The following is an 18,374-nucleotide window of genomic DNA, read 5'->3' as shown; positions in this document are numbered from 1 at the left end:
GGACGTGACCGAGACCGAGACCACGCCTCTGATCACCAGCCCGGAGCCGACCGTCGAGGGTTTCGTGCGCGAGTACCTGCACGAGCTCAACTTCACCCAGGGCACGATCCTGGAGCGGGCCACGGCCAACGACCGGTACCTCGCGCTCGCGCGCACCGTGCGGACCTACCTCATGTCCCGGTGGATGCAGACGACCGTGAGCCAGTACCGCACGCAGGCCAAGGCGGTGGCGTACCTGTCGGCGGAGTACCTGCTGGGCCGCCAGCTCGACAACGCGCTCATCGCGACGGGCCTCGAGGAGGTCGCGGCCGAGGCGCTGGCCAGCCTCGGGATCGACCTCGGCGAGCTGCGGGCCGTCGAGGTCGAGCCCGGGCTGGGCAACGGCGGGCTGGGGCGGCTCGCGGCCTGCTTCGTCGACTCGCTGGCGACGATGAGCGTGCCGGCGATCGGGTACGGCATCCGGTACGAGTACGGCATCTTCCGGCAGAGGTTCGAGGCGGGCCGGCAGGTCGAGGAGCCGGACACCTGGCTGGACAACGGGGCGCCGTGGGAGTTCGCGCACCCCGAGCACGAGGTGACCGTCGGGTTCGGCGGGCACACGGAGAAGTACACGGACGACGACGGCCGCGAGCGCTCGCGCTGGGTGCCCGGCTGGCAGGTGCTCGGCGTCCCGTACAACTACATGGTGCCGGGCTACCGCAACGGCCGGGTCAACACGCTGCGGCTGTGGAGCGCGCGGGCCACCCACGCCTTCGACCTCAAGATCTTCAACTACGGCGACTACGCCGAGGCCGTCAGGGCGCAGACGTTCGCGGAGAACATCTCCAAGGTGCTCTATCCGGAGGACTCCACCCCGCAGGGCAAGGAGCTGCGGCTCCAGCAGCAGTACTTCTTCGTGGCGTGCTCGATCCGCGACTTCCTGGACCAGCTGCTGACGCCGGGGTTCGACCTGCACGACCTGCCCGACCGCATCGTCTTCCAGCTCAACGACACCCACCCGGTCATCGCGATCCCCGAACTCATGCGCATCCTCGTGGACGAGCGCGGCTTCGAGTGGGACGACGCGTGGCAGGTCACCCAGCGCTGCTTCGCGTACACGTGCCACACGCTGCTGCCGGAGGCGCTGGAGGTCTGGCCGGTCGAGCTGGTCGGGCGCCTCCTGCCGCGCCACCTGGAGATCATCTACCGCATCAACGACGAGTTCCTGGCGCAGGTGCGCGAGCGCTCGTGCGGGGACGAGCTGCTGGTGCGGCGCATGTCGATCATCGCGGAGCACCCCGAGCGGTCGGTCCGGATGGCCTACCTCGCGACCGTGGGCGGCTCGAAGGTCAACGGCGTGGCCGAGCTGCACTCGCAGCTGCTGCGCGACAAGGTGCTCGCCGACTTCGCCGCCTTCTGGCCGGAGAAGTTCACGAACGTCACCAACGGCGTCACGCCGCGACGCTTCGTCAAGCTCGCCAACCCGGGGCTGTCGGGCCTGATCACCGAGGCGATCGGCGACGGGTGGGTCACCGACCTCGACCGGCTGCGCGAGCTCGAGCCGCTCGCCGACGACGCCGAGTTCCGTCGCCGGTTCCGCGAGGTCAAGGCCGCGAACAAGGACCGCCTGGTGTCGCTGCTGGCCGCCCGGGACGGCATCGCCATCGACCCGGCCACGATGCTCGACGTCATGGTCAAGCGCCTGCACGAGTACAAGCGCCAGCTCCTCAAGCTGCTGCACGTCGTGACGCTGTACGACCGCATGACCTCCGGCGAGCTGGAGATCGGCGACGTCACGCCCCGCACCGTCGTCTTCGGCGCGAAGGCGGCGCCGGGCTACGTGATGGCGAAGGAGATCATCGCGCTGATCAACCACGTCGGCGCCGTCGTCAACGCCCACCCGGACATCTCGCGCGTGCTGCGCGTCGCGTTCCCCGCCAACTACAACGTGACCGTCGCGGAGACGCTGATCCCGGCCGCCGACCTGTCCGAGCAGATCTCGCTGGCCGGCAAGGAGGCGTCCGGCACCGGCAACATGAAGTTCGCGCTCAACGGCGCGCTGACCATCGGCACGGACGACGGCGCGAACGTCGAGATCCGCCAGCTCGTGGGCGACGACAACTTCTTCCTCTTCGGGCTCACGGAGCCCGAGGCGAGCGCCATCGCCGAGGCGGGGTACCGGCCCTCGACGTACTACGAGGAGAACCCGTCGCTGCGCCGCGCGCTGGACCTGGTCGCGCGCGGCACGTTCTCCGGGGGCGACGCGTCCGTCTTCGAGCCGATCGTGTCCAACCTGCTCAGCGAGGACCGGTTCATGGTGCTCGCGGACTACCAGGCGTACCTCGACGCCCAGGAGCGGGTGGAGCGCGCGTACGCCGACCCGGACGCGTGGAGCCGGTCGGCCGTGCTCAACGTGGCACGCTCGGGCTTCTTCTCCTCCGACCGCTCGATGCGCGACTACCTCGACCGCATCTGGCACGCGGCGCCGCTCACGGCCGGCTGACGGGGGTCGGGGCCCGGGGTCGTCTCAGCGCCGGCGGCGCGTGCCGAAGACGCTGCGGGTGATCTCGCGCGCCAGCGTGGTGCCGACGGTCGTGAGGATGGCGTCCATCGGGTTCCGCGAGCCGCTGCGCGACGTCGAGCCGGACGGCCGCGAGGTCTTCTGCGCCCTGCGGGCGTCGGCGTCCGCCTGCTTGCGCGCCTGCGCCGCCTCCTTCTCCAGCTCGGCGGCGCGCTCGGCCGCCTCCCGGGTGGCGGCGTCCTGCGCGGCGCGCGCCTGGAGCAGTTCGTAGGCGGACTCCCGGTCGACGGCGGCGCCGTAGCGCGCCTGCCCGGGCGACGCGGCGACCGCCGCGTCCAGCACCTGCTGCGGCGCGGGGTCCATCGAGGCCTGCGGGGCACGCACCCGCGTCCACGCGACGGGGGTCGGCGCGCCCTTCTCGTCCAGCAGGGTGACGACGGCCTCGCCCGTGCCCAGCGACTGCAGCAGGCGCTCGAGGTCGTAGGGCGACGTCGGAAAGGTGCGCGCGGCCGCCCGCAGCGCCGTGGCGTCGTCGGGGGTGAAGGCGCGCAGCGCGTGCTGCACGCGGTTGCCGAGCTGGGCCAGCACGTCGGCGGGCACGTCCTTGGGGGACTGGGTCACGAAGAAGACGCCCACGCCCTTGCTGCGGATCAGGCGCACCGTCTGGACCACCTGCTGCAGGAACTCCTTCGACGCCCCCGTGAACAGCAGGTGCGCCTCGTCGAAGAAGAACACGAGCCGGGGCTTGTCGGGGTCGCCCACCTCCGGGAGCTCCTGGAACAGCTCGGCCAGCAGCCACATGAGGAACGTGGAGAACAGCGCGGGTCGGTCCTGCACCCCCGGCAGCTCGAGCGCGGAGATCAGCCCGCGCCCGTCCGGGGCGGTGCGCAGCAGGTCGGACGTCTCGAACGCGGGCTCGCCGAAGAACACGTCGCCGCCCTGCGCCTGCAGCCCCACGATCTCGCGCAGGATGACGCCCGCCGTCGCCGCGGACACGCCGCCGATGCCCTTGAGCTGCGCCTTGCCCTCGTCGGAGGTGAGGTACGCGATCGTCGACTGCAGGTCCTTGAGGTCGAGCAGCGCCAGCTGCTGCGCGTCGGCCCAGTGGAAGATCAGCTCGAGGCTGGAGGACTGCGTGGCGTTGAGCCCGAGCACCTTGCTCAGCAGCAGCGGCCCGAAGTCGGTGACGGTCGTGCGGATCGGGACGCCCGTGCCCAGGCCGCCGAGCGAGTAGAACTCGACCGGGTACGACGTCGGGGACCACTCCTGCCCGACGCTCGCGGCCCGCGCCGCGACCTTCGGGTCGTCCGGGCCGGCGACGGCCAGGCCCGACAGGTCGCCCTTGACGTCGGCGAGGAACACCGGGACGCCCTGGGCCGACAGGCCCTCGGCCATGCCCTGCAGCGTCTTCGTCTTGCCGGTGCCCGTCGCGCCCGCGACCAGGCCGTGCCGGTTGAGCGTCGCGAGGGGGAAACCCACCTGGACCGTGGGGTCGGGGGTGGGGTCGCCGCCGAGCGGGCCAGAGAGGAGAGCGCCCAGCGGCAGGGTGGGGCCGTCGGACGCGTAGCCGGCGCGCACCTCGTCCGCGTACGACGCCGGTGCCGCGGCCTCGCTGTCGGGCGTCGCCGGTGTGGCCGTGGCCGGCGAAGGTGTGGCTGCGCGCGTGGTCGCGGCGGTGGGCGTGGGCTCCGCGGCGGGTGCCGGCGCCGTCGTCCGGCTCGCGGCCTCCGCCGCCTCGAGGGCAGCCTGCGCGGCGGCGGCCCTGGCCTCGGCTGCCTCCGCCGCGGCCTGGGCCGCGGCTGCCCGCAGCGCGGCGAGCCCGGCGTCGTCGGTGCGCGGTGTCCCCTCGGCCATGCGCCGCACGCTAGCGCGCGGCGGGGCGGCCTGCGCGACGAGCGGGCCTCTCCGGGCAGGGCGCCGAGGCGGGTGCGTCGAGCGCGAGGGCGTCCGGGAGTTGAGAACGATTCTCACATCTGCTTCACTGATCGCGCACTTGAGAAGCGTTCTCAGTTGCGTCCTCGACCGCCCGACCCTGGAGACACCTATGCCTTCGCCTACCCGTCACCGCCTGCGTGCCCGCCGCCTGCCGGCGCTCGGGCTCGCCCTGTCCGTCCCTGCGGTGCTCGCCGGCTGCGCCTCCGCCGACCCGGCCGCCGACCCCGCCGGATCCCCGGAGACGACGCCGGCGCAGGCGTCCGCGACCGAGGCACCCGCGCCCACGCCGCGCCTCGCGCTCACGTACGAGGGCGGAGTCGTCGTCCTCGACGCGCAGACGCTGGAGCAGGTCGCCGACCTGCCGCTCGACGGCTTCACCCGGCTCAACCCCGCCGGTGACGGGCGTCATCTGCTCGCCTCGACCACCGGCGGATTCCGCGCCCTCGACCTCGGCGCCTGGGGCGAGGCGCACGGCGACCACCACCACTACTGGCGCGCCGAGCCGCGCCTCACCGACGTCATCTACGGCGCCCAGGAGCCGGGGCACGTCGTCGTGCACGACGGCCGCACGGCCCTGTTCGACGACGGGACCGGCCAGGTGACCGTGCTGGACGCCGCGCACGTCGCCGAGGGGGAGGCGCCGGTGCGCGAGCTCACCACGCCGTCCGCCCACCACGGCGTGGCCGTGGCGCTCGCCGACGACACGCTGGTCGTCACGGAGGGCACCGAGGAGTCGCGCTCCGGCGTGCGGGTGCTGGACGCCGACGACCACGAGGTGGCGGCGAGCGACGCGTGCCCGGGCGTCCACGGGGAGGCGGTCGCGGCCGACGAGGCCGTCGTGCTCGGCTGCGAGGACGGCGTCCTCGTCTGGGCGGGCGGCGAGCTGACCAAGGTCGACGCCCCCGACGCCTACGGCCGCATCGGCAATCAGGCCGGTTCCGCGGCCTCCCCGGTCGTGCTCGGCGACTACAAGGTGGACCCGGACGCGGAGCTCGAGCGGCCCACGCGGGTGTCCCTGGTCGACACGCGCACGGCGGCGCTGTCGCTGGTCGACCTGCCCGCCAGCTACACGTTCCGCTCGCTCGCGCGCGGCGACGAGGGCGAGGCGCTGGTGCTCGGCACGGACGGCGCGCTGCACGTCATCGACCCGGACAGCGGCGAGCTGGAGGCGTCCATCCCGGTCATCGACGCCTGGGAGGAGCCCGCCGAGTGGCAGGAGCCGCGGCCCGCCGTGCTCGCCCTCGACGGCTCGGTCTACGTGACCGACCCCGCCACGCGGTCCGTGCACGCCGTCGACGTCGAGACCCGCTCGGTGTGGAAGTCCACCACGCTGGACGTCGTGCCGAACGAGATCTCCGGCGTGCCGGGCGCGGCAGAGGAGCCGGGCCACGACGACGACGCGCACGACGCGCACGACGCGCACGACGCGCACGACCGGGACTGACCCTCCGTCGCCCCCGGGCGTCCGGGTGCTCCCCGGCGCGCCCGGGCGGCGTCGGTAGACTCCCCGCCGATGCTCACCGACCCGCCCGCCGTCCGCGTCGTCACCGACTCGACCGCCTGCCTGCCCGCGGGCGTGGTCGGCGCCGACACTCCCGTCGTCGTCCCGCTCCGGGTGGTGGCGGGGGAGGAGTCGTGGCGCGAGGGCGTCGACATCACGCCCGAGGAGGTCGCCGCACGGATCGCCGCGGGCGAGCGCCTGAGCACGTCGCAGCCGGCGCCGGCGGAGTTCGCCGCCGTGTACCGGGACCTGGCCGCCGACGGCGCGCGGGCCGTGGTGGGGGTGCACCTGTCGGGGGACCTGTCCGGCACGGTCCGGGTGGCGGCGAGCGCCGGGCAGCGCAGCATGATCCCGGTGCAGGCGATCGACTCCCGCACGGTGGCGATGGCGCTCGGGTTCGCCGCCCGGGAGGCCGCGCGGTGCGCCGCCGCCGGCCACGACGCCGCGACCGTCGCTGCCCGGGCGCGCCAGGTGGCGGCGTCGAGCACCACGATCTTCCTCGTCGACTCCCTCGACCACCTGCGCCGCGGAGGCCGCCTGTCCGCGCCCGCGGCGGCGCTCGGCACGGCGCTCGGGGTGCGGCCCATCCTCGCCGTCCGCGACGGGCGCCTGGAGATGGCCCAGCGGGTGCGGACGCGCCGGGCCGCGACGGACCGGCTGGTCGAGCTGGCGCTGCGCCGCGCGGAGACGTGCGAGGAGCCCGGCGTCGCCGTGCACCACCTGGGCGTGCCGGACCGGGCCGCCGAGCTCGCCGCGCGGCTCCGGGACGGCTGCGGCGCGGAGCCGGTCGTCACACCCGTGAGCGCGGTGCTCGGCGCGCACGCCGGACCCGGGGCGCTCGCCGTCGTCGTCACCGAGCTTTCAGGTCACGGCGGCGGCCTCGCGGGCTGAGGAGCCTGCCCCCAGCTCGGCGTCGTCCACAGGTGTGCTGCCGACCGGTCGACGGGAAGCGGCGCGGACCTAGCGTCACCGCGTGACCTCGACTCTTCCGTACCACCCCGCGGGCACCGGCGCCGCGCCCCTCGGCCCGCACGACAGCGATGGTGATCTGCCCGACGGCGACCTCTCCGGCGGCGACGTGCCCGACGAGGGCCTGCGCCGCGAAGCTCTCGGCGGGGAGCCGTCGGCCCTGGACGAGGCGGCGGCGCGGCTGGCCGCCTGGCACGCGGTCCGAGGGGCGGCCGCGGCCGGCGCCGGTGAGGGGCGGGACGCCGTCGACGGGGACCCCGTGCCGGGTCGGGACGTCCCGCCACCGTCCGGGCCCGACGAGGACGACGAGCTTGCCACGCGGCTGCGCGCCCGCCGGTCGGCGCGGCACGTGGCCGCCGCGTACGCCGCCGCGCACGGACACGTGCAGCTCGACGATGCCGACCTTGCCGACCGTGCCGACCATGCCGACGACTCCGACCGCGCCGGGCCTGGCCGCAGCCGGAGACGTTGGTCCCTGGGCCTGCGTGCCGCCGTGGTGGCGTCGGTGGCGGTGCTCCTCGTCGCCGTCGTCGTCGCGGTGGTGGCGACGCTGCGCCCGGACGACGTGATCACCCTCGTGGGGGCCGACGACCCGACGGCCTCCGGGGTGGCAGCAGAGGGACCGGCGGGTTCTGCCCCGGCCTCGAGCCCGCCGTCGTCCGCAGGCCCCGCAGGGTCGAGTGCGCCGGCGCCGGGAGCCGACGGCGTCGCGGGCGACGGGGCGGCCCCGGGGACGGTCGTCGTGCACGTCGTGGGCGAGGTGCGCGAGCCCGGCCTCGTGACCGTGCCGGTCGGGGCCCGCGTGGCGGACGCGGTGGCCGCCGCCGGAGGGACCACGAAGCGTGCGGACACCGCCGCGCTCAACCTCGCCCGCGCGGTCGTCGACGGCGAGCAGATCCGGGTGCCTCGCCCGGGCGAGGGGCCCGCGGTGGGTGGCGCCGACGACGGCACGGGGGCGGACACCGGCGCCGGCACGGGTGCGGCCGCCGGCGGGCTCGTGCCGCTCAACTCCACCGGTGCCGCGGAGCTCGAGGAGCTTCCCGGCATCGGGCCCGCGCTCGCCGGGCGGATCATCCAGTGGCGCGACCAGCACGGACCGTTCACGAGCGTCGACGAGCTGGACGAGGTGTCGGGCATCGGCCCGTCGGTGCTGGGGCAGGTCCGCGACCTGGTCCGGCTGTGACCGTGGTCCGACCGGTGGTGCCCGTCGGCGGCCCCGCGCCGGGCGGTGTGATCCGCGCGGGCGGCGTCGTCGCGGCCGGCGCGGGGGAGGTCGCCGCGGGCGGGGACGGCGCTCAGGTGGGGGGCGAGATGCGGGAGGGGGACGTCGTGCCGGCCGGCGGGGCCGAGGTCCCCCGTGCGGGTGCGCCGGCCCGGCGGGTGGACCTGCGCCTGGTTCCCGCCGCCCTGGCCACCTGGGCGGCGGCCTGGGCGCTCACGGGCCCCGCCACGGGGTGGGCGCGCGGGGTCGTGCTCGCTGCCGTACTCGCGGCGAGCCTCGTCGCGGTGCTTGCCATGGTGCGTGCCGCTGTGGCCGCTGCAGCGCCGGCCGGCGTGCCCGCCCCGCCCGGCGCGGGGGCCGGGGCCGAACGGAGGGAGGCCGGATGGAGGACAGCGGGGCGGGCCAGGACGGGTGTCGGCCGGTGGGGCGGAGCGCAGGCCGTCCTGGTGCTGGTGTGCATCGCCGCCGTGGGGCTCGGCACCCACGCGCAGACGGCCCGCCAGGCCCCGTTGCGCGAGCTGGCCGCGCAGGGCGCTCGCACCGAGCTGGTCGGCCGGGTCGCGTCCGAGGCCCGGCCCGCGGTGTTCGGCACCGGGTATCGGTGGGTGGTCTCCGTCCACGAGGCGGCCGGCCGGGGCACGGCGTCCAGCGCCGCGGGGCTCGTGGAGGTCACCGCGGACGGCCCTGCCCCGCGATTCGGGTCCACTGTGGTGGTGACGGGGGTGCTGCGCCCGGTGGCCGGCGGCGACGGGCCGTTGGCTCGGCTCACCGCCGCCAGGCCTGTCGCCGAGCGCGCGCCGCCGTCCGCCGTGCTCCGCGCGACCCACACGCTGCGGGCATCGCTGCTCGACGTCACAGCGCCACTGTCCCCCCAGGCGCGCGGCCTGGTGCCCGGCGTCGCGGTCGGCGACACGAGCCGCCTGCCGGACGACGTCGACCAGGCGATGCGCGCCACGAGCCTCACCCACATCACGGCCGTCTCGGGCGGGCACTTCGCGGTCGTCGTCGCGACGTTGACCGCACTGTGCGCGCTGGTGCGGGCGCCGCGTGGCGTGCGGGTGGCCCTGGTGGTGCTCGCGGCCACCGCGTTCGTGCTGCTCGTGCGGCCGGAGCCCAGCGTGCTGCGGGCGGCGTGGACGTGCGCGGCGGCGTTGCTCGGGCTCGCGCTCGGACGACCGTCGTCGGGCGCACCTGCGCTGGCGGCCGCGGCGACGGCGCTGCTCGTCGTGGACCCGTGGCTGTCCCGGTCCTACGGGTTCGTCCTGTCGTGCGCGGCCACCGCCGGGCTCGTGCTGCTGGCCGCGCCGCTGGCGCGGCGGCTCGCGCCGTGGACGGGCCGCCCCCTGGCGTTCGCGCTCGCGGTGCCCTGGGCGGCGCAGGCGGCATGCGGGCCCGTCCTGCTCCTCCTCGACCCGCACGTGCCCCTCATGTCGGTGCCGGCCAACCTGCTGGCGACGCCCGCGCTGGTGCCCGCCACCGTGCTCGGGCTCGTGGCCACGCTGCTCGCGCCGCGGGCTCCGGGGCTGGCGTTCCCCGTGGCATGGCTCGCGGGCGGCGCGACGGCGTGGATCGCGGCTGTCGCCCAGGCGTTCGCGGCGGTGCCCGGCGCCCGGCTGCCGTGGTCCGGCGGGCTCCTGGGCGCCGCTGCCCTCGCGCTCCTGACGGCCGCCGGGCTGCTCCTCGTGCTCCGCCGCCCGCCGGGGGAGGGCTGGCGACGGGAGTGGCGCGATGCCGGGCCCCGCGCGGTCCGGCAGGTGCGACGGCGAGTCCGGCGGGCGGCCGCGCGGCACGGCCGCCGACGGACCGCGGCCGTCGCCGGCCTCGCCGGCCTGGCGGGGGCCGCCCTCGTCGCCGCGTTGGTGCTCGCGGTCCCGCGGCTCGTGGCGGCGGGGCACCGGGCGCCGCCGGACTGGCAGGTCACCGCGTGCGACGTCGGGCAGGGGGACTCGCTCGTGGTGCGCACCGGGCCGGCATCGGCGGTGGTCGTCGACGTGGGTCCGGACTCGAGCGACGCGGGGACCTGCCTGGACCGGCTCGGCGTCACGCGGATCGACCTGCTCGTGCTGACCCACTTCCACGCCGACCACGTGGGCGGGCTGGCCCCCGTCCTGCGGGGCCGGACGGTGACGTCCGCGCTGGTCTCGCCGCTCGACGACCCCGCCGCGCAGGCCGCGGCGGTGCGGGCGCAGCTCGCAGAGGCGGGCGTGCCCGTGCGCGACGCCGCGCGGGGCGACTCCGGGACGGCGGGCTCGGTCGCGTGGCAGGTGCTCGCCGCCGCGGGCGACGCGGGCGGTGGGGACGGGGCTGGTGGCGGGTCGGACGGCGGCTCTGGTGGGTCGGGCGACGAGGCCGGCGGAGCGAACGAGGGGAGCGTCGCGCTCGAGCTGTGGACGTCGGGCGGGCTGGACCTGGTCGCCCTCGGTGACCTGGAGGGGCCCGGACAGGACGCCCTGGCCGCCGACCTCGTGGCGTTCGGGCGGGCGGCGGACGTGGACGTCGTCAAGATGGCCCACCACGGCTCACGGTCCCAGTCGGCGGCCCTGGCCCGGCACCTGTCTCCGCGGGTGACGCTGGTCAGCGTGGGCGCGGGCAACACCTACGGGCACCCCACCGACGACGCGCTGGAGCTGTACGCGTCGGTCGGGTCCGCCCTCGTCCGCACCGACGAGTGCGGCACCGCCGCCCTGGTGCCGCAGGGCGAGGAGATCGGCCTGGCCTGCGGGTAGGGAGCGCGGGCGGTCTGTACGGGGAGGCGTGCGGGCGGGGAGTGCGGGGCTGTGCGGGAGGCCGGGCGCGTCGGTCGTTCGTGGCAGGCTGGGGGCGTGCCCGCCGCCCCCGCCTCCCGCCAGTCCCGTTCCCCCCGCCGAGGCAGCCGGTCCGCGGCGGCGAACAGCCGCCCCTGGGACGACCCGACGCTGGCGCCCGTGCTGCTGGTGCGCGGCCCGGAGGGTCTGCTCGCCGAGCGCGCGGTGGACGGCATCGTCGGCCTGGCACGCGAGCGCGACGCGGCCACCGAGAAGGCCGAGCTCGAGGGCGGCGCGTACGCGGCCGGCCAGCTCGCGGTCGCGGCCAGCCCGTCGCTCTTCGGCGAGCCCAGCGTGGTCGTCGTGCGGGGCGCGGAGGCGGCCACCGAGGACCTGGTGGCGGACGTCGTCGCGTACGTCGCGGCCCCCGACCCGGAGACGGTGGTCGTGGTCGTGCACGGCGGCGGGCAGCGCGGCAAGAAGATGCTCGACGCGATCGTCGCCAGCGGGGCCCCGGTGCTCGAGTGCGACCCGATCACGAAGGACGCCGACAAGGTCCAGTTCGTCACGGCCGAGTTCCGGGCGGCGCGCCGCCGGGCCGACGCCGCGGCCGTCCGCGCGCTCGTCGACGCCCTCAGCACGGACCTGCGGGAGCTCGCGTCCGCCTGCTCCCAGCTCGTGGCGGACACGGCGGGCACGATCAGCGAGGCCGTCGTGGACCGGTACTACGGCGGGCGCGTCGAGGCCACGGGCTTCAAGGTGGCGGACGCCGCGGTCGCGGGCGACGCCGGGGGGGCCGTCGCGCTCCTGCGGCACGCCCTGGCCACCGGCGCGGACCCGGTCCCGATCGTCGCCGCCCTCGCCCTGCGGCTGCGCACGCTGGCCCGCGTTGCGGCGATCCGCGGCGGCGCCGTCACCGCGCGCGAGCTCGGTCTGCAGGACTGGCAGGTGCGCAACGCGCAGCGCGACCTGTCGCGCTGGACGCCCGAGGGGCTCGCCATCGCCATCGGCGCCGTCGCGCAGGCGGACGCCGACGTCAAGGGCGGCGGGCGCGACCCCGTCTACGCCGTCGAGAAGGCCGTGCTGACCATCGCCCGGTCCCGCCGTGGTTGACGTCGGTCGTCGTGGCCGAGCCCGCGAGGTAGTCCGGATCCCGCCGAGGTAGTCGACTACCTCGACAAGGTTCGGACTACCTCGACAAGGTTCGGACTACCTCGGCAAGGTTCGGACTACCTCGGCAGATCTCGGACGACGTCGCCGAGCTTGAACGAGGTGCGGTGTGGCCCCGGGGACGCGCGAAGGGCGCCGCACCCTGAGGTGCGACGCCCTTCGAAGTCTTGCCTGCCCGCCGTCAGGCGGACGGAGCGCGACGACTCAGAGAGCCTCGACCGACTTCGCGATGGCCGACTTGCGGTTCGCGGCCTGGTTGGCGTGGATGACGCCCTTCGAGACAGCCTTGTCGAGCTTGCGCGACGCAGCGGTCAGCGCGGTGGTCGCGGCCTCCTTGTCGCCGGCGGCGACGGCCTCGCGCACCTTGCGCACGTACGTCTTCAGCTCAGACTTGACGGCCTTGTTGCGCAGGCGCGCCTTCTCGTTCGTCTTGATGCGCTTGATCTGGGACTTGATGTTTGCCACGTGTGGACTTCCTGGTGTGTTCGCCTGCCGGCGAGCGGATAGGTCGTAGAGGGCGGCCACAGCTCCGGGACTGGGGTGGGGAACCCGTGGAGAGGAACTGCGGCGGTGCCCGCCGACCTGGGCGGACACGCAAACATCAACGATAGCAGAGGCGCCCTCGCCCACAGAACCGCCGCCGGCTGTGGCGTACCGCACCGCAACAGCGCCCGGTCCGGGCACCGGTCCGGGGCTGGTGCGCAGGTCAGCGCCGCGCCTGGTGCATCGCGGCGACCACGGCGTCGAACGTCCTCCGGTCGAGCACCGCGCCCTCGCGGCGGACCTTCGCGGGGTCGACGCGGATGATCCGGTTGAGCCGGACCTCGCTCGGCCGACCCTGCGAGTCCCACGCTCCCGTGCCGATGTCCATCCAGAGGCGGCCCCAGTGGGCCTCCTGCGCCGCATCCCGGTCGTGGTCCTTGCTCGTGAGCTGGAGCGCCAGGAGCCAGGGACCGTCCCGACCGATCAGGAGGACGGGGCGGTCCTTGCCACGCGGGTCCCTCTTGTCCGAGTCCTCCTCGAACGGCACCCAGGTCCACACGACCTCGCCCGGGTCCGGTGCACCGTCGAGCCGCGGCGAGTACACGGGCTTCACGGTGCCCGTGTAGTCGCCGGGGTAGCCGGCGCCGGTCCCCGCCGGGGTCCGTCCGGGCGACGACGACCGCCCGCGGGGCCGGGTCGTGGTGGTCGGGCGGGAGGTGCCGCGCGACGACGGTCGCGTCGCCGACCGCAGCACGTCCACCAGCAGGGTCAGCCATCGGTTCGCCACGGCCGACAGCCTACGGGCGCCTCAGCGGAGCACGAACCGCGCCAGGCGGGCCGCCATCGCCTCCGGGTCCCACGAGTGCTCGGCGCCTGCCAGGGTCTCGGCCGTGCCGTCCGGGACGGCGTCCGCCAGCCGGGCGGCCGCCTCGGGCATCCCGGGGAACGTGTCGACGCCCGTGAGGGCGAGCAGCGGCACCTCGACCCGGGCCAGCCCGCCGTCGGCGAGGGCACGGGCGGCCCAGGTGAGGGCCTGCGCGTCGGCGCGCTGCGAAACGACGGACGCTGCGATCGCGGGCCAGCCCGCCGACGCCTTCGCCCCGGCCAGCCACTCCGGAGGCATGTCCCTCATGAAGTGCTCGGTGGCGCCCTCGAGGTCGCCGGCGTCCATGCGGCGCTCGATCTCCGCCGCCCAGGCGCGGGTCTCCTCGGCGCCGAGCTCCAGGGGCGCTTCCCACAGCGCCAGCCCGGTCACGGGCAGGCCCCGGTCCACCGCGCGCAGCGAGATCGCGCAGCCCGACGAGTGCCCGCACAGCACCGCCGGCCCGCCCGCGAGGTCGATCGCCGCGGCGACGGCGGCCAGCTCGCGGTCCAGGTCGAGGCGGCCGGAGGCGGGGGAGTCGCCGCGGCCGAGGCGGTCGAAGACGACGGTCGCGACGCCGGCGTCGGCGAGGAGCTCCGCCGTCCGGGTGGTGACGGGGTCGACGGCGCGGAACGGCCCGACGCCGGCGACGAACACCACCGCGGGGCCGGTGCCGCGCACGTCGCCGGTGATGACGTCGCCGACCGCCGTCGTGGCGGTGGTCGTGGACACGGGCGTGGGTGTGGACGTGGGCGCGGCGGTCGTGTCGCCGGTCGTGTCGTGGGTCATGGCGGGTGGACCGGGCGGTCCCAGCGGACTCATCGGTCGCGCGCCCCTGGACGGGCGCGAGGTCAGGGGACGAGCGGCGCGTCCAGCACGCGACGCGCGGCGGCCGCATCGCCCTCGACGACGGCGCCCGCCTCCGCGAGGGTCAGGCGCCCCCACAGCAGCAGGGCGAGCCCGCGCGCCGGCGCGCGGACGACGGCGTCGGGTGCTGCACCCGCAGAACCCGCACCCACCGTCCACGACCAGCCGAGGTCGCTCGCCTCCAGGCGCAGGGCGTCGGCGAGCGGGGTCATCCGCCCCAGGCGTACCTGCCGGGGCTGGACCATCGTCACGACCTCGTCCACGGCGTCGCCCCACACGCCGGGCTCGACGTCGACCGCGCCCAGGGCGGCCGGCCCGGAGCCGGCGCGCGCGGCGTGCAGGTCGTGCAGGTGCACGAGGGTCTCGTGGCCCTGCCGTCGCCACCAGAACGACGCCGGGCCGTCCCCGACGAGCGTCAGCGCCGCGCCGTCCGGCCCGGCGTCCTCGAGCGCGGCGAGCAGCGCGGCCGCGTGGTGGCGGTACAGGGCGGCGAGCGCGGCGGCGCCTCCGTCGGGTCCCGCGAGGTCCGGCGCGGTCAGGTCCTCCGAGCGGGACGGGTCGCCCACGGCCATCCCGGCCGCCCAGTGGTGGACGCCGGCAAGGTGCACGACGAGCTCGCGCGCCCGCCAGTCGCCGCACGCCGGGACGAGGGCGTCCGGATCGACGGCGACCACGGCCGCGGCGAACTCGCTCTGCAGCCCGCCGAGGAGCGCGAGGCGGTCGGGCTCGGGCCCGCCGTCCGTGCGCCGTCCGGTGCGTGGGTCGACCTCGGGGCGGGGGGTCGGAGCGGCGGTCTCACGCATGGCGCCGAGGCTAGCGGGGCGGCGAGCGTCGCGGGAGGTCCGGGCGGCGGCGGGCATGGGACAATGGCCGGGCCTCGCCACCACCGACGGCACCCACCCAGCGACCCTGACGGAGCGAGATCGCGTTGCCCATCCCCGGACCCGCGCTCAGCGCGCGCATCGAGCCGAACGCCACTGCGCCGGAGCTCATCCGCAACTTCTGCATCATCGCGCACATCGACCACGGCAAGTCGACGCTCGCCGACCGCATGCTGCAGCTCACCGGCGTGGTCGAGCCGCGGGCCATGCGGGCGCAGTACCTCGACCGGATGGACATCGAGCGCGAGCGCGGCATCACCATCAAGTCGCAGGCCGTGCGCATGCCGTGGCAGCTGGGCGAGCAGGCCCACGCGCTCAACATGATCGACACCCCCGGGCACGTCGACTTCACGTACGAGGTCTCCCGCTCGCTCGCGGCCTGCGAGGGCGCCGTCCTGCTGGTCGACGCGGCGCAGGGCATCGAGGCGCAGACGCTCGCCAACCTGTACCTGGCGATGGAGAACGACCTCGAGATCATCCCGGTCCTCAACAAGATCGACCTGCCCGCCGCGCAGCCGGAGAAGTACGCCGAGGAACTCGCGAACCTCGTCGGCGGGGACCCCGAGGACGTGCTCAAGGTCTCCGGCAAGACCGGCGCCGGCGTCGAGGCGCTGCTCGACCGCATCGTCGAGCGGATCCCGGCCCCGGTCGGCGACCCCGACGCCCCGGCCCGCGCCATGATCTTCGACTCGGTCTACGACACCTACCGCGGCGTCGTCACCTACGTGCGGGTCGTGGACGGCAACCTCAACCCGCGCGAGCGCATCGCGATGATGTCGACGCGCGCCACGCACGAGCTGCTCGAGATCGGCGTCATCTCGCCCGAGGCCATCCCCACCAAGGGGCTCGGTGTCGGCGAGGTCGGCTACCTCATCACGGGCGTGAAGGACGTGCGCCAGTCGAAGGTCGGCGACACGGTCACCAACATGGCCAAGCCGGCCGACGAGGCGCTCGGTGGCTACAGCGACCCGAAGCCGATGGTGTTCTCCGGCCTGTACCCGGTGGACGGCACGGACTACCCGGCGCTGCGCGACGCCCTCGACAAGCTCAAGCTCAACGACGCCGCGCTCAACTACGAGCCGGAGACGTCGGTGGCGCTGGGCTTCGGCTTCCGCGTGGGCTTCCTGGGGCTGCTGCACCTGGAGATCGTGCGCGAGCGGCTCGAGCGCGAGTTCGACCTCGACCTCATCTCCACGGCGCCGAACGTGGTCTACGACGTCACGCTCGACGACGGCACCGAGGTGAAGGTCACGAACCCGTCGGAGTTCCCCGGCGGCAAGATCAAGGAGGTCCGCGAGCCCGTCGTGCGCGCGACCATCCTCGCGCCGAGCGAGTTCGTGGGCACCGTCATGGGGCTGTGCAACGACCGCCGCGGCCAGATGCTCGGCATGGACTACCTGTCGGAGGACCGCGTCGAGCTGCGCTTCACGCTGCCGCTCGCGGAGATCGTGTTCGACTTCTTCGACCACCTCAAGTCCCGCACCCGCGGCTACGCGTCGCTGGACTACGAGCCCTCGGGCGACCAGTCGGCCGACCTCGTCAAGGTCGACATCCTGCTGCAGGGCGAGCAGGTGGACGCGTTCAGCGCCATCGTGCACAAGGACAAGGCGTACGACTACGGCGTCATGATGACGGCGAAGCTCAAGGAGATCATCCCGCGCCAGCAGTTCGAGGTGCCGATCCAGGCCGCCGTCGGCGCGCGCGTGATCGCCCGCGAGACGGTGCGCGCGATGCGCAAGGACGTCCTCGCCAAGTGCTACGGCGGCGACATCAGCCGCAAGCGCAAGCTGCTGGAGAAGCAGAAGGAGGGCAAGAAGCGCATGAAGAACATCGGGTCCGTCGAGGTCCCGAAGGACGCCTTCATCGCCGCGCTCTCCTCCGACGGCGGTGGCGGCAAGGACGCCAAGGACAAGAAGAAGTAGTGCCCGCGCTGCCTGACGGGGTCCCCGTCCCGGCGGACGGCGCGCTGCCGGGCTGGGTGCGGCCGGCCGAGGGGAGCGCGGCGGCCCGACCGTTCGGCGTGTACGTGCACGTGCCGTTCTGCTCGGTGCGCTGCGGGTACTGCGACTTCAACACCTACACGGCGTCGGAGCTGGGGGGCGGCGCGAACCAGGCGGCGTACGCGACGACGGCGCTGCGCGAGGTCGAGCTGGCCGCCCGGGTGCTCGACGACGCGGGCCTGGGCGGCCGCCCCGTGGCCACCGTGTTCTTCGGCGGCGGCACGCCCACGATGCTGCCCGCCGCCGACCTGGCGCGGGTGCTGCGCGGCGTCGACGACGCGTGGGGGCTGGCCGACGACGCGGAGGTGACCACCGAGGCCAACCCGGACTCGGTGACGCCCGAGTCGCTGCGCGTGCTCGCCGACGCCGGGTTCACCCGGGTCTCGTTCGGGATGCAGTCCGCGGTGCCGCACGTGCTGGCCACGCTGGAGCGCACCCACGACCCGCGGCGTGTGCCCGACGCCGTGGCCTGGGCGCGCGACGCCGGCCTCGACGTCTCCCTCGACCTCATCTACGGGACGCCGGGGGAGTCCCTCGACGACTGGCGGGCGTCCCTGGAGGCCGTGCTGGACACCGGCGTCGACCACGTGTCGGCGTACGCCCTCGTCGTCGAGCCGGGCACCAAGATGCACGCCCAGGTGCGTCGCGGCGCGCTGGCTCTGCCCGACGAGGACGACCAGGCAGCGAAGTACGAGCTCGCCGACGACCTCCTCACCGCCGCCGGCCTCGGCTGGTACGAGGTGAGCAACTGGGCTCGCGGGCCCGAGCACGCCTGCCGGCACAACCGGGCGTACTGGCGCGGCGACGACTGGTGGGGCGTCGGGCCCGGCGCGCACTCCTACGTCGCGGGGGCGGGCGGTCCCGGCGCGGGCGACGGCGCGCACGCCGGCGTGCGCTGGTGGAACGTCAAGCACCCCCGGCGCTACGCGGCGCTGCTCGAGGAGGGCTCCTCGCCGGGCGCCGGCCGGGAGCTGCTCACGCCCGCCGAGGCGCAGCTCGAGCGCGTGCTGCTCGGCGTGCGGGTGCGCGAGGGCCTCGACGTCGACGCCCTGGACCCCTCGCGCCGCGCGGCGGTGGCGGGGCTCGTGGCGCGCGGCCTGCTCGACGGCGTCGCCGCGGTGCGCGGCCGCGTCGTGCTCACGCGCCAGGGCCGCCTGCTCGCCGACTCCGTGGTCCGCGAGCTCACCCCCTGACGTGCTGTGAGCGGGCGTTGGGCCCTGTCTCGGGACCGAGACAGGGC

The 18,374-nt window shown here is 75.4% G+C and carries 13 protein-coding genes; 8 read left to right on the top strand and 5 right to left on the bottom strand.

The features are described from left to right. The first annotated feature begins 4 nt into the window (after nt 1–4). Nucleotides 5–2,482 carry a glycogen/starch/alpha-glucan phosphorylase gene (locus ACFWDO_RS04965; protein WP_380315969.1) on the top strand — a complete coding sequence of 826 codons (2,478 nt, stop codon included), beginning with the start codon at nt 5–7 and terminating at the stop codon, nt 2,480–2,482. Nucleotides 2,483–2,506: 24 nt separating this feature from the next. Here the strand turns inward: ACFWDO_RS04965 and ACFWDO_RS04960 are convergent, their stop codons facing one another. Beyond that, entirely contained in the window at nt 2,507–4,354 is a 1,848-nt protein-coding gene (locus ACFWDO_RS04960) for a helicase HerA-like domain-containing protein (protein ID WP_380315972.1), read from the bottom strand. 190 nt (nt 4,355–4,544) lie between these two features. On the opposite strand from ACFWDO_RS04960, the gene aztD reads away from it, so the two are divergent. From aztD to holA, 5 genes are all read left to right on the top strand, one after another. Next, nucleotides 4,545–5,879 (top strand): zinc metallochaperone AztD, encoded by a 1,335-nt coding sequence (gene aztD, locus ACFWDO_RS04955; protein WP_380315975.1) that lies wholly within the window; start codon nt 4,545–4,547, stop codon nt 5,877–5,879. Between the two features lie 69 nt (nt 5,880–5,948). After that, a complete protein-coding gene (locus tag ACFWDO_RS04950; protein ID WP_380315978.1) occupies nt 5,949–6,827 on the top strand; it encodes a DegV family protein in 879 nt (292 codons plus the stop codon). 82 nt (nt 6,828–6,909) lie between these two features. Next, complete coding sequence (locus ACFWDO_RS04945) at nt 6,910–8,088, top strand: ComEA family DNA-binding protein (protein ID WP_380315981.1); 1,179 nt, start codon at nt 6,910–6,912, stop codon at nt 8,086–8,088. Continuing rightward, the gene (locus tag ACFWDO_RS04940) at nt 8,085–10,853 is read left to right on the top strand and encodes a ComEC/Rec2 family competence protein (protein ID WP_380315984.1); all 2,769 of its coding nucleotides are present in this window, start codon (nt 8,085–8,087) and stop codon (nt 10,851–10,853) included. The genes ACFWDO_RS04945 and ACFWDO_RS04940 overlap by 4 nt, the downstream gene beginning before the upstream one ends. Nucleotides 10,854–10,949: 96 nt before the next feature. Continuing rightward, the gene (gene holA, locus ACFWDO_RS04935; protein ID WP_380315987.1) at nt 10,950–11,984 is read left to right on the top strand and encodes a DNA polymerase III subunit delta; all 1,035 of its coding nucleotides are present in this window, start codon (nt 10,950–10,952) and stop codon (nt 11,982–11,984) included. 261 nt (nt 11,985–12,245) lie between these two features. Here holA and rpsT read toward each other — a convergent pair whose 3' ends face one another. The 4 genes from rpsT to ACFWDO_RS04915 form a co-directional block, all read right to left on the bottom strand. Next, nucleotides 12,246–12,506: a 30S ribosomal protein S20 gene (gene rpsT, locus ACFWDO_RS04930; protein WP_380315990.1), complete on the bottom strand. Its 261-nt coding sequence runs from the start codon at nt 12,504–12,506 to the stop codon at nt 12,246–12,248. A gap of 241 nt (nt 12,507–12,747) precedes the next feature. After that, nucleotides 12,748–13,311, bottom strand: a complete 564-nt coding sequence (locus tag ACFWDO_RS04925; RefSeq protein ID WP_380315993.1) for a type II toxin-antitoxin system PemK/MazF family toxin — start codon at nt 13,309–13,311, stop codon at nt 12,748–12,750. A 21-nt stretch (nt 13,312–13,332) separates the two neighbouring features. After that, nucleotides 13,333–14,175 (bottom strand): alpha/beta fold hydrolase, encoded by an 843-nt coding sequence (locus tag ACFWDO_RS04920; protein WP_380315996.1) that lies wholly within the window; start codon nt 14,173–14,175, stop codon nt 13,333–13,335. A 62-nt stretch (nt 14,176–14,237) separates the two neighbouring features. After that, nucleotides 14,238–15,056: a maleylpyruvate isomerase family mycothiol-dependent enzyme gene (locus ACFWDO_RS04915; protein WP_380315999.1), complete on the bottom strand. Its 819-nt coding sequence runs from the start codon at nt 15,054–15,056 to the stop codon at nt 14,238–14,240. A gap of 125 nt (nt 15,057–15,181) precedes the next feature. Between ACFWDO_RS04915 and lepA the strand changes: the two genes are divergently transcribed. Both lepA and hemW read left to right on the top strand, forming a co-directional pair. Further along, nucleotides 15,182–17,056, top strand: coding sequence for a translation elongation factor 4 (gene lepA / locus ACFWDO_RS04910; protein ID WP_380316002.1), 1,875 nt, complete (start codon nt 15,182–15,184; stop codon nt 17,054–17,056). Further along, nucleotides 17,056–18,327, top strand: coding sequence for a radical SAM family heme chaperone HemW (hemW, locus tag ACFWDO_RS04905; protein WP_380316006.1), 1,272 nt, complete (start codon nt 17,056–17,058; stop codon nt 18,325–18,327). Before lepA ends, hemW begins: the two co-directional genes overlap by 1 nt. Nucleotides 18,328–18,374 lie beyond the last annotated feature (47 nt).

The organism is Isoptericola sp. NPDC060185 (assembly GCF_042728595.1).
GTDB lineage: Bacteria > Actinomycetota > Actinomycetes > Actinomycetales > Cellulomonadaceae > Isoptericola.
Note: the sequence above shows the minus strand (reverse complement) of the source record. Positions and strands in the feature narration are given on the sequence as shown.

Bases quoted from the DNA above. Each gene is read 5' to 3' on its own strand.
- ACFWDO_RS04960 (WP_380315972.1), bottom strand. From the start codon at position 4,354: ATGGCCGAGGGGACACCGCGCACCGACGACGCCGGGCTCGCCGCGCTG.
- aztD (WP_380315975.1), top strand. From the start codon at position 4,545: ATGCCTTCGCCTACCCGTCACCGCCTGCGTGCCCGCCGCCTGCCGGCG.
- ACFWDO_RS04950 (WP_380315978.1), top strand. From the start codon at position 5,949: ATGCTCACCGACCCGCCCGCCGTCCGCGTCGTCACCGACTCGACCGCC.
- ACFWDO_RS04920 (WP_380315996.1), bottom strand. From the start codon at position 14,175: ATGACCCACGACACGACCGGCGACACGACCGCCGCGCCCACGTCCACA.
- ACFWDO_RS04915 (WP_380315999.1), bottom strand. From the start codon at position 15,056: ATGCGTGAGACCGCCGCTCCGACCCCCCGCCCCGAGGTCGACCCACGC.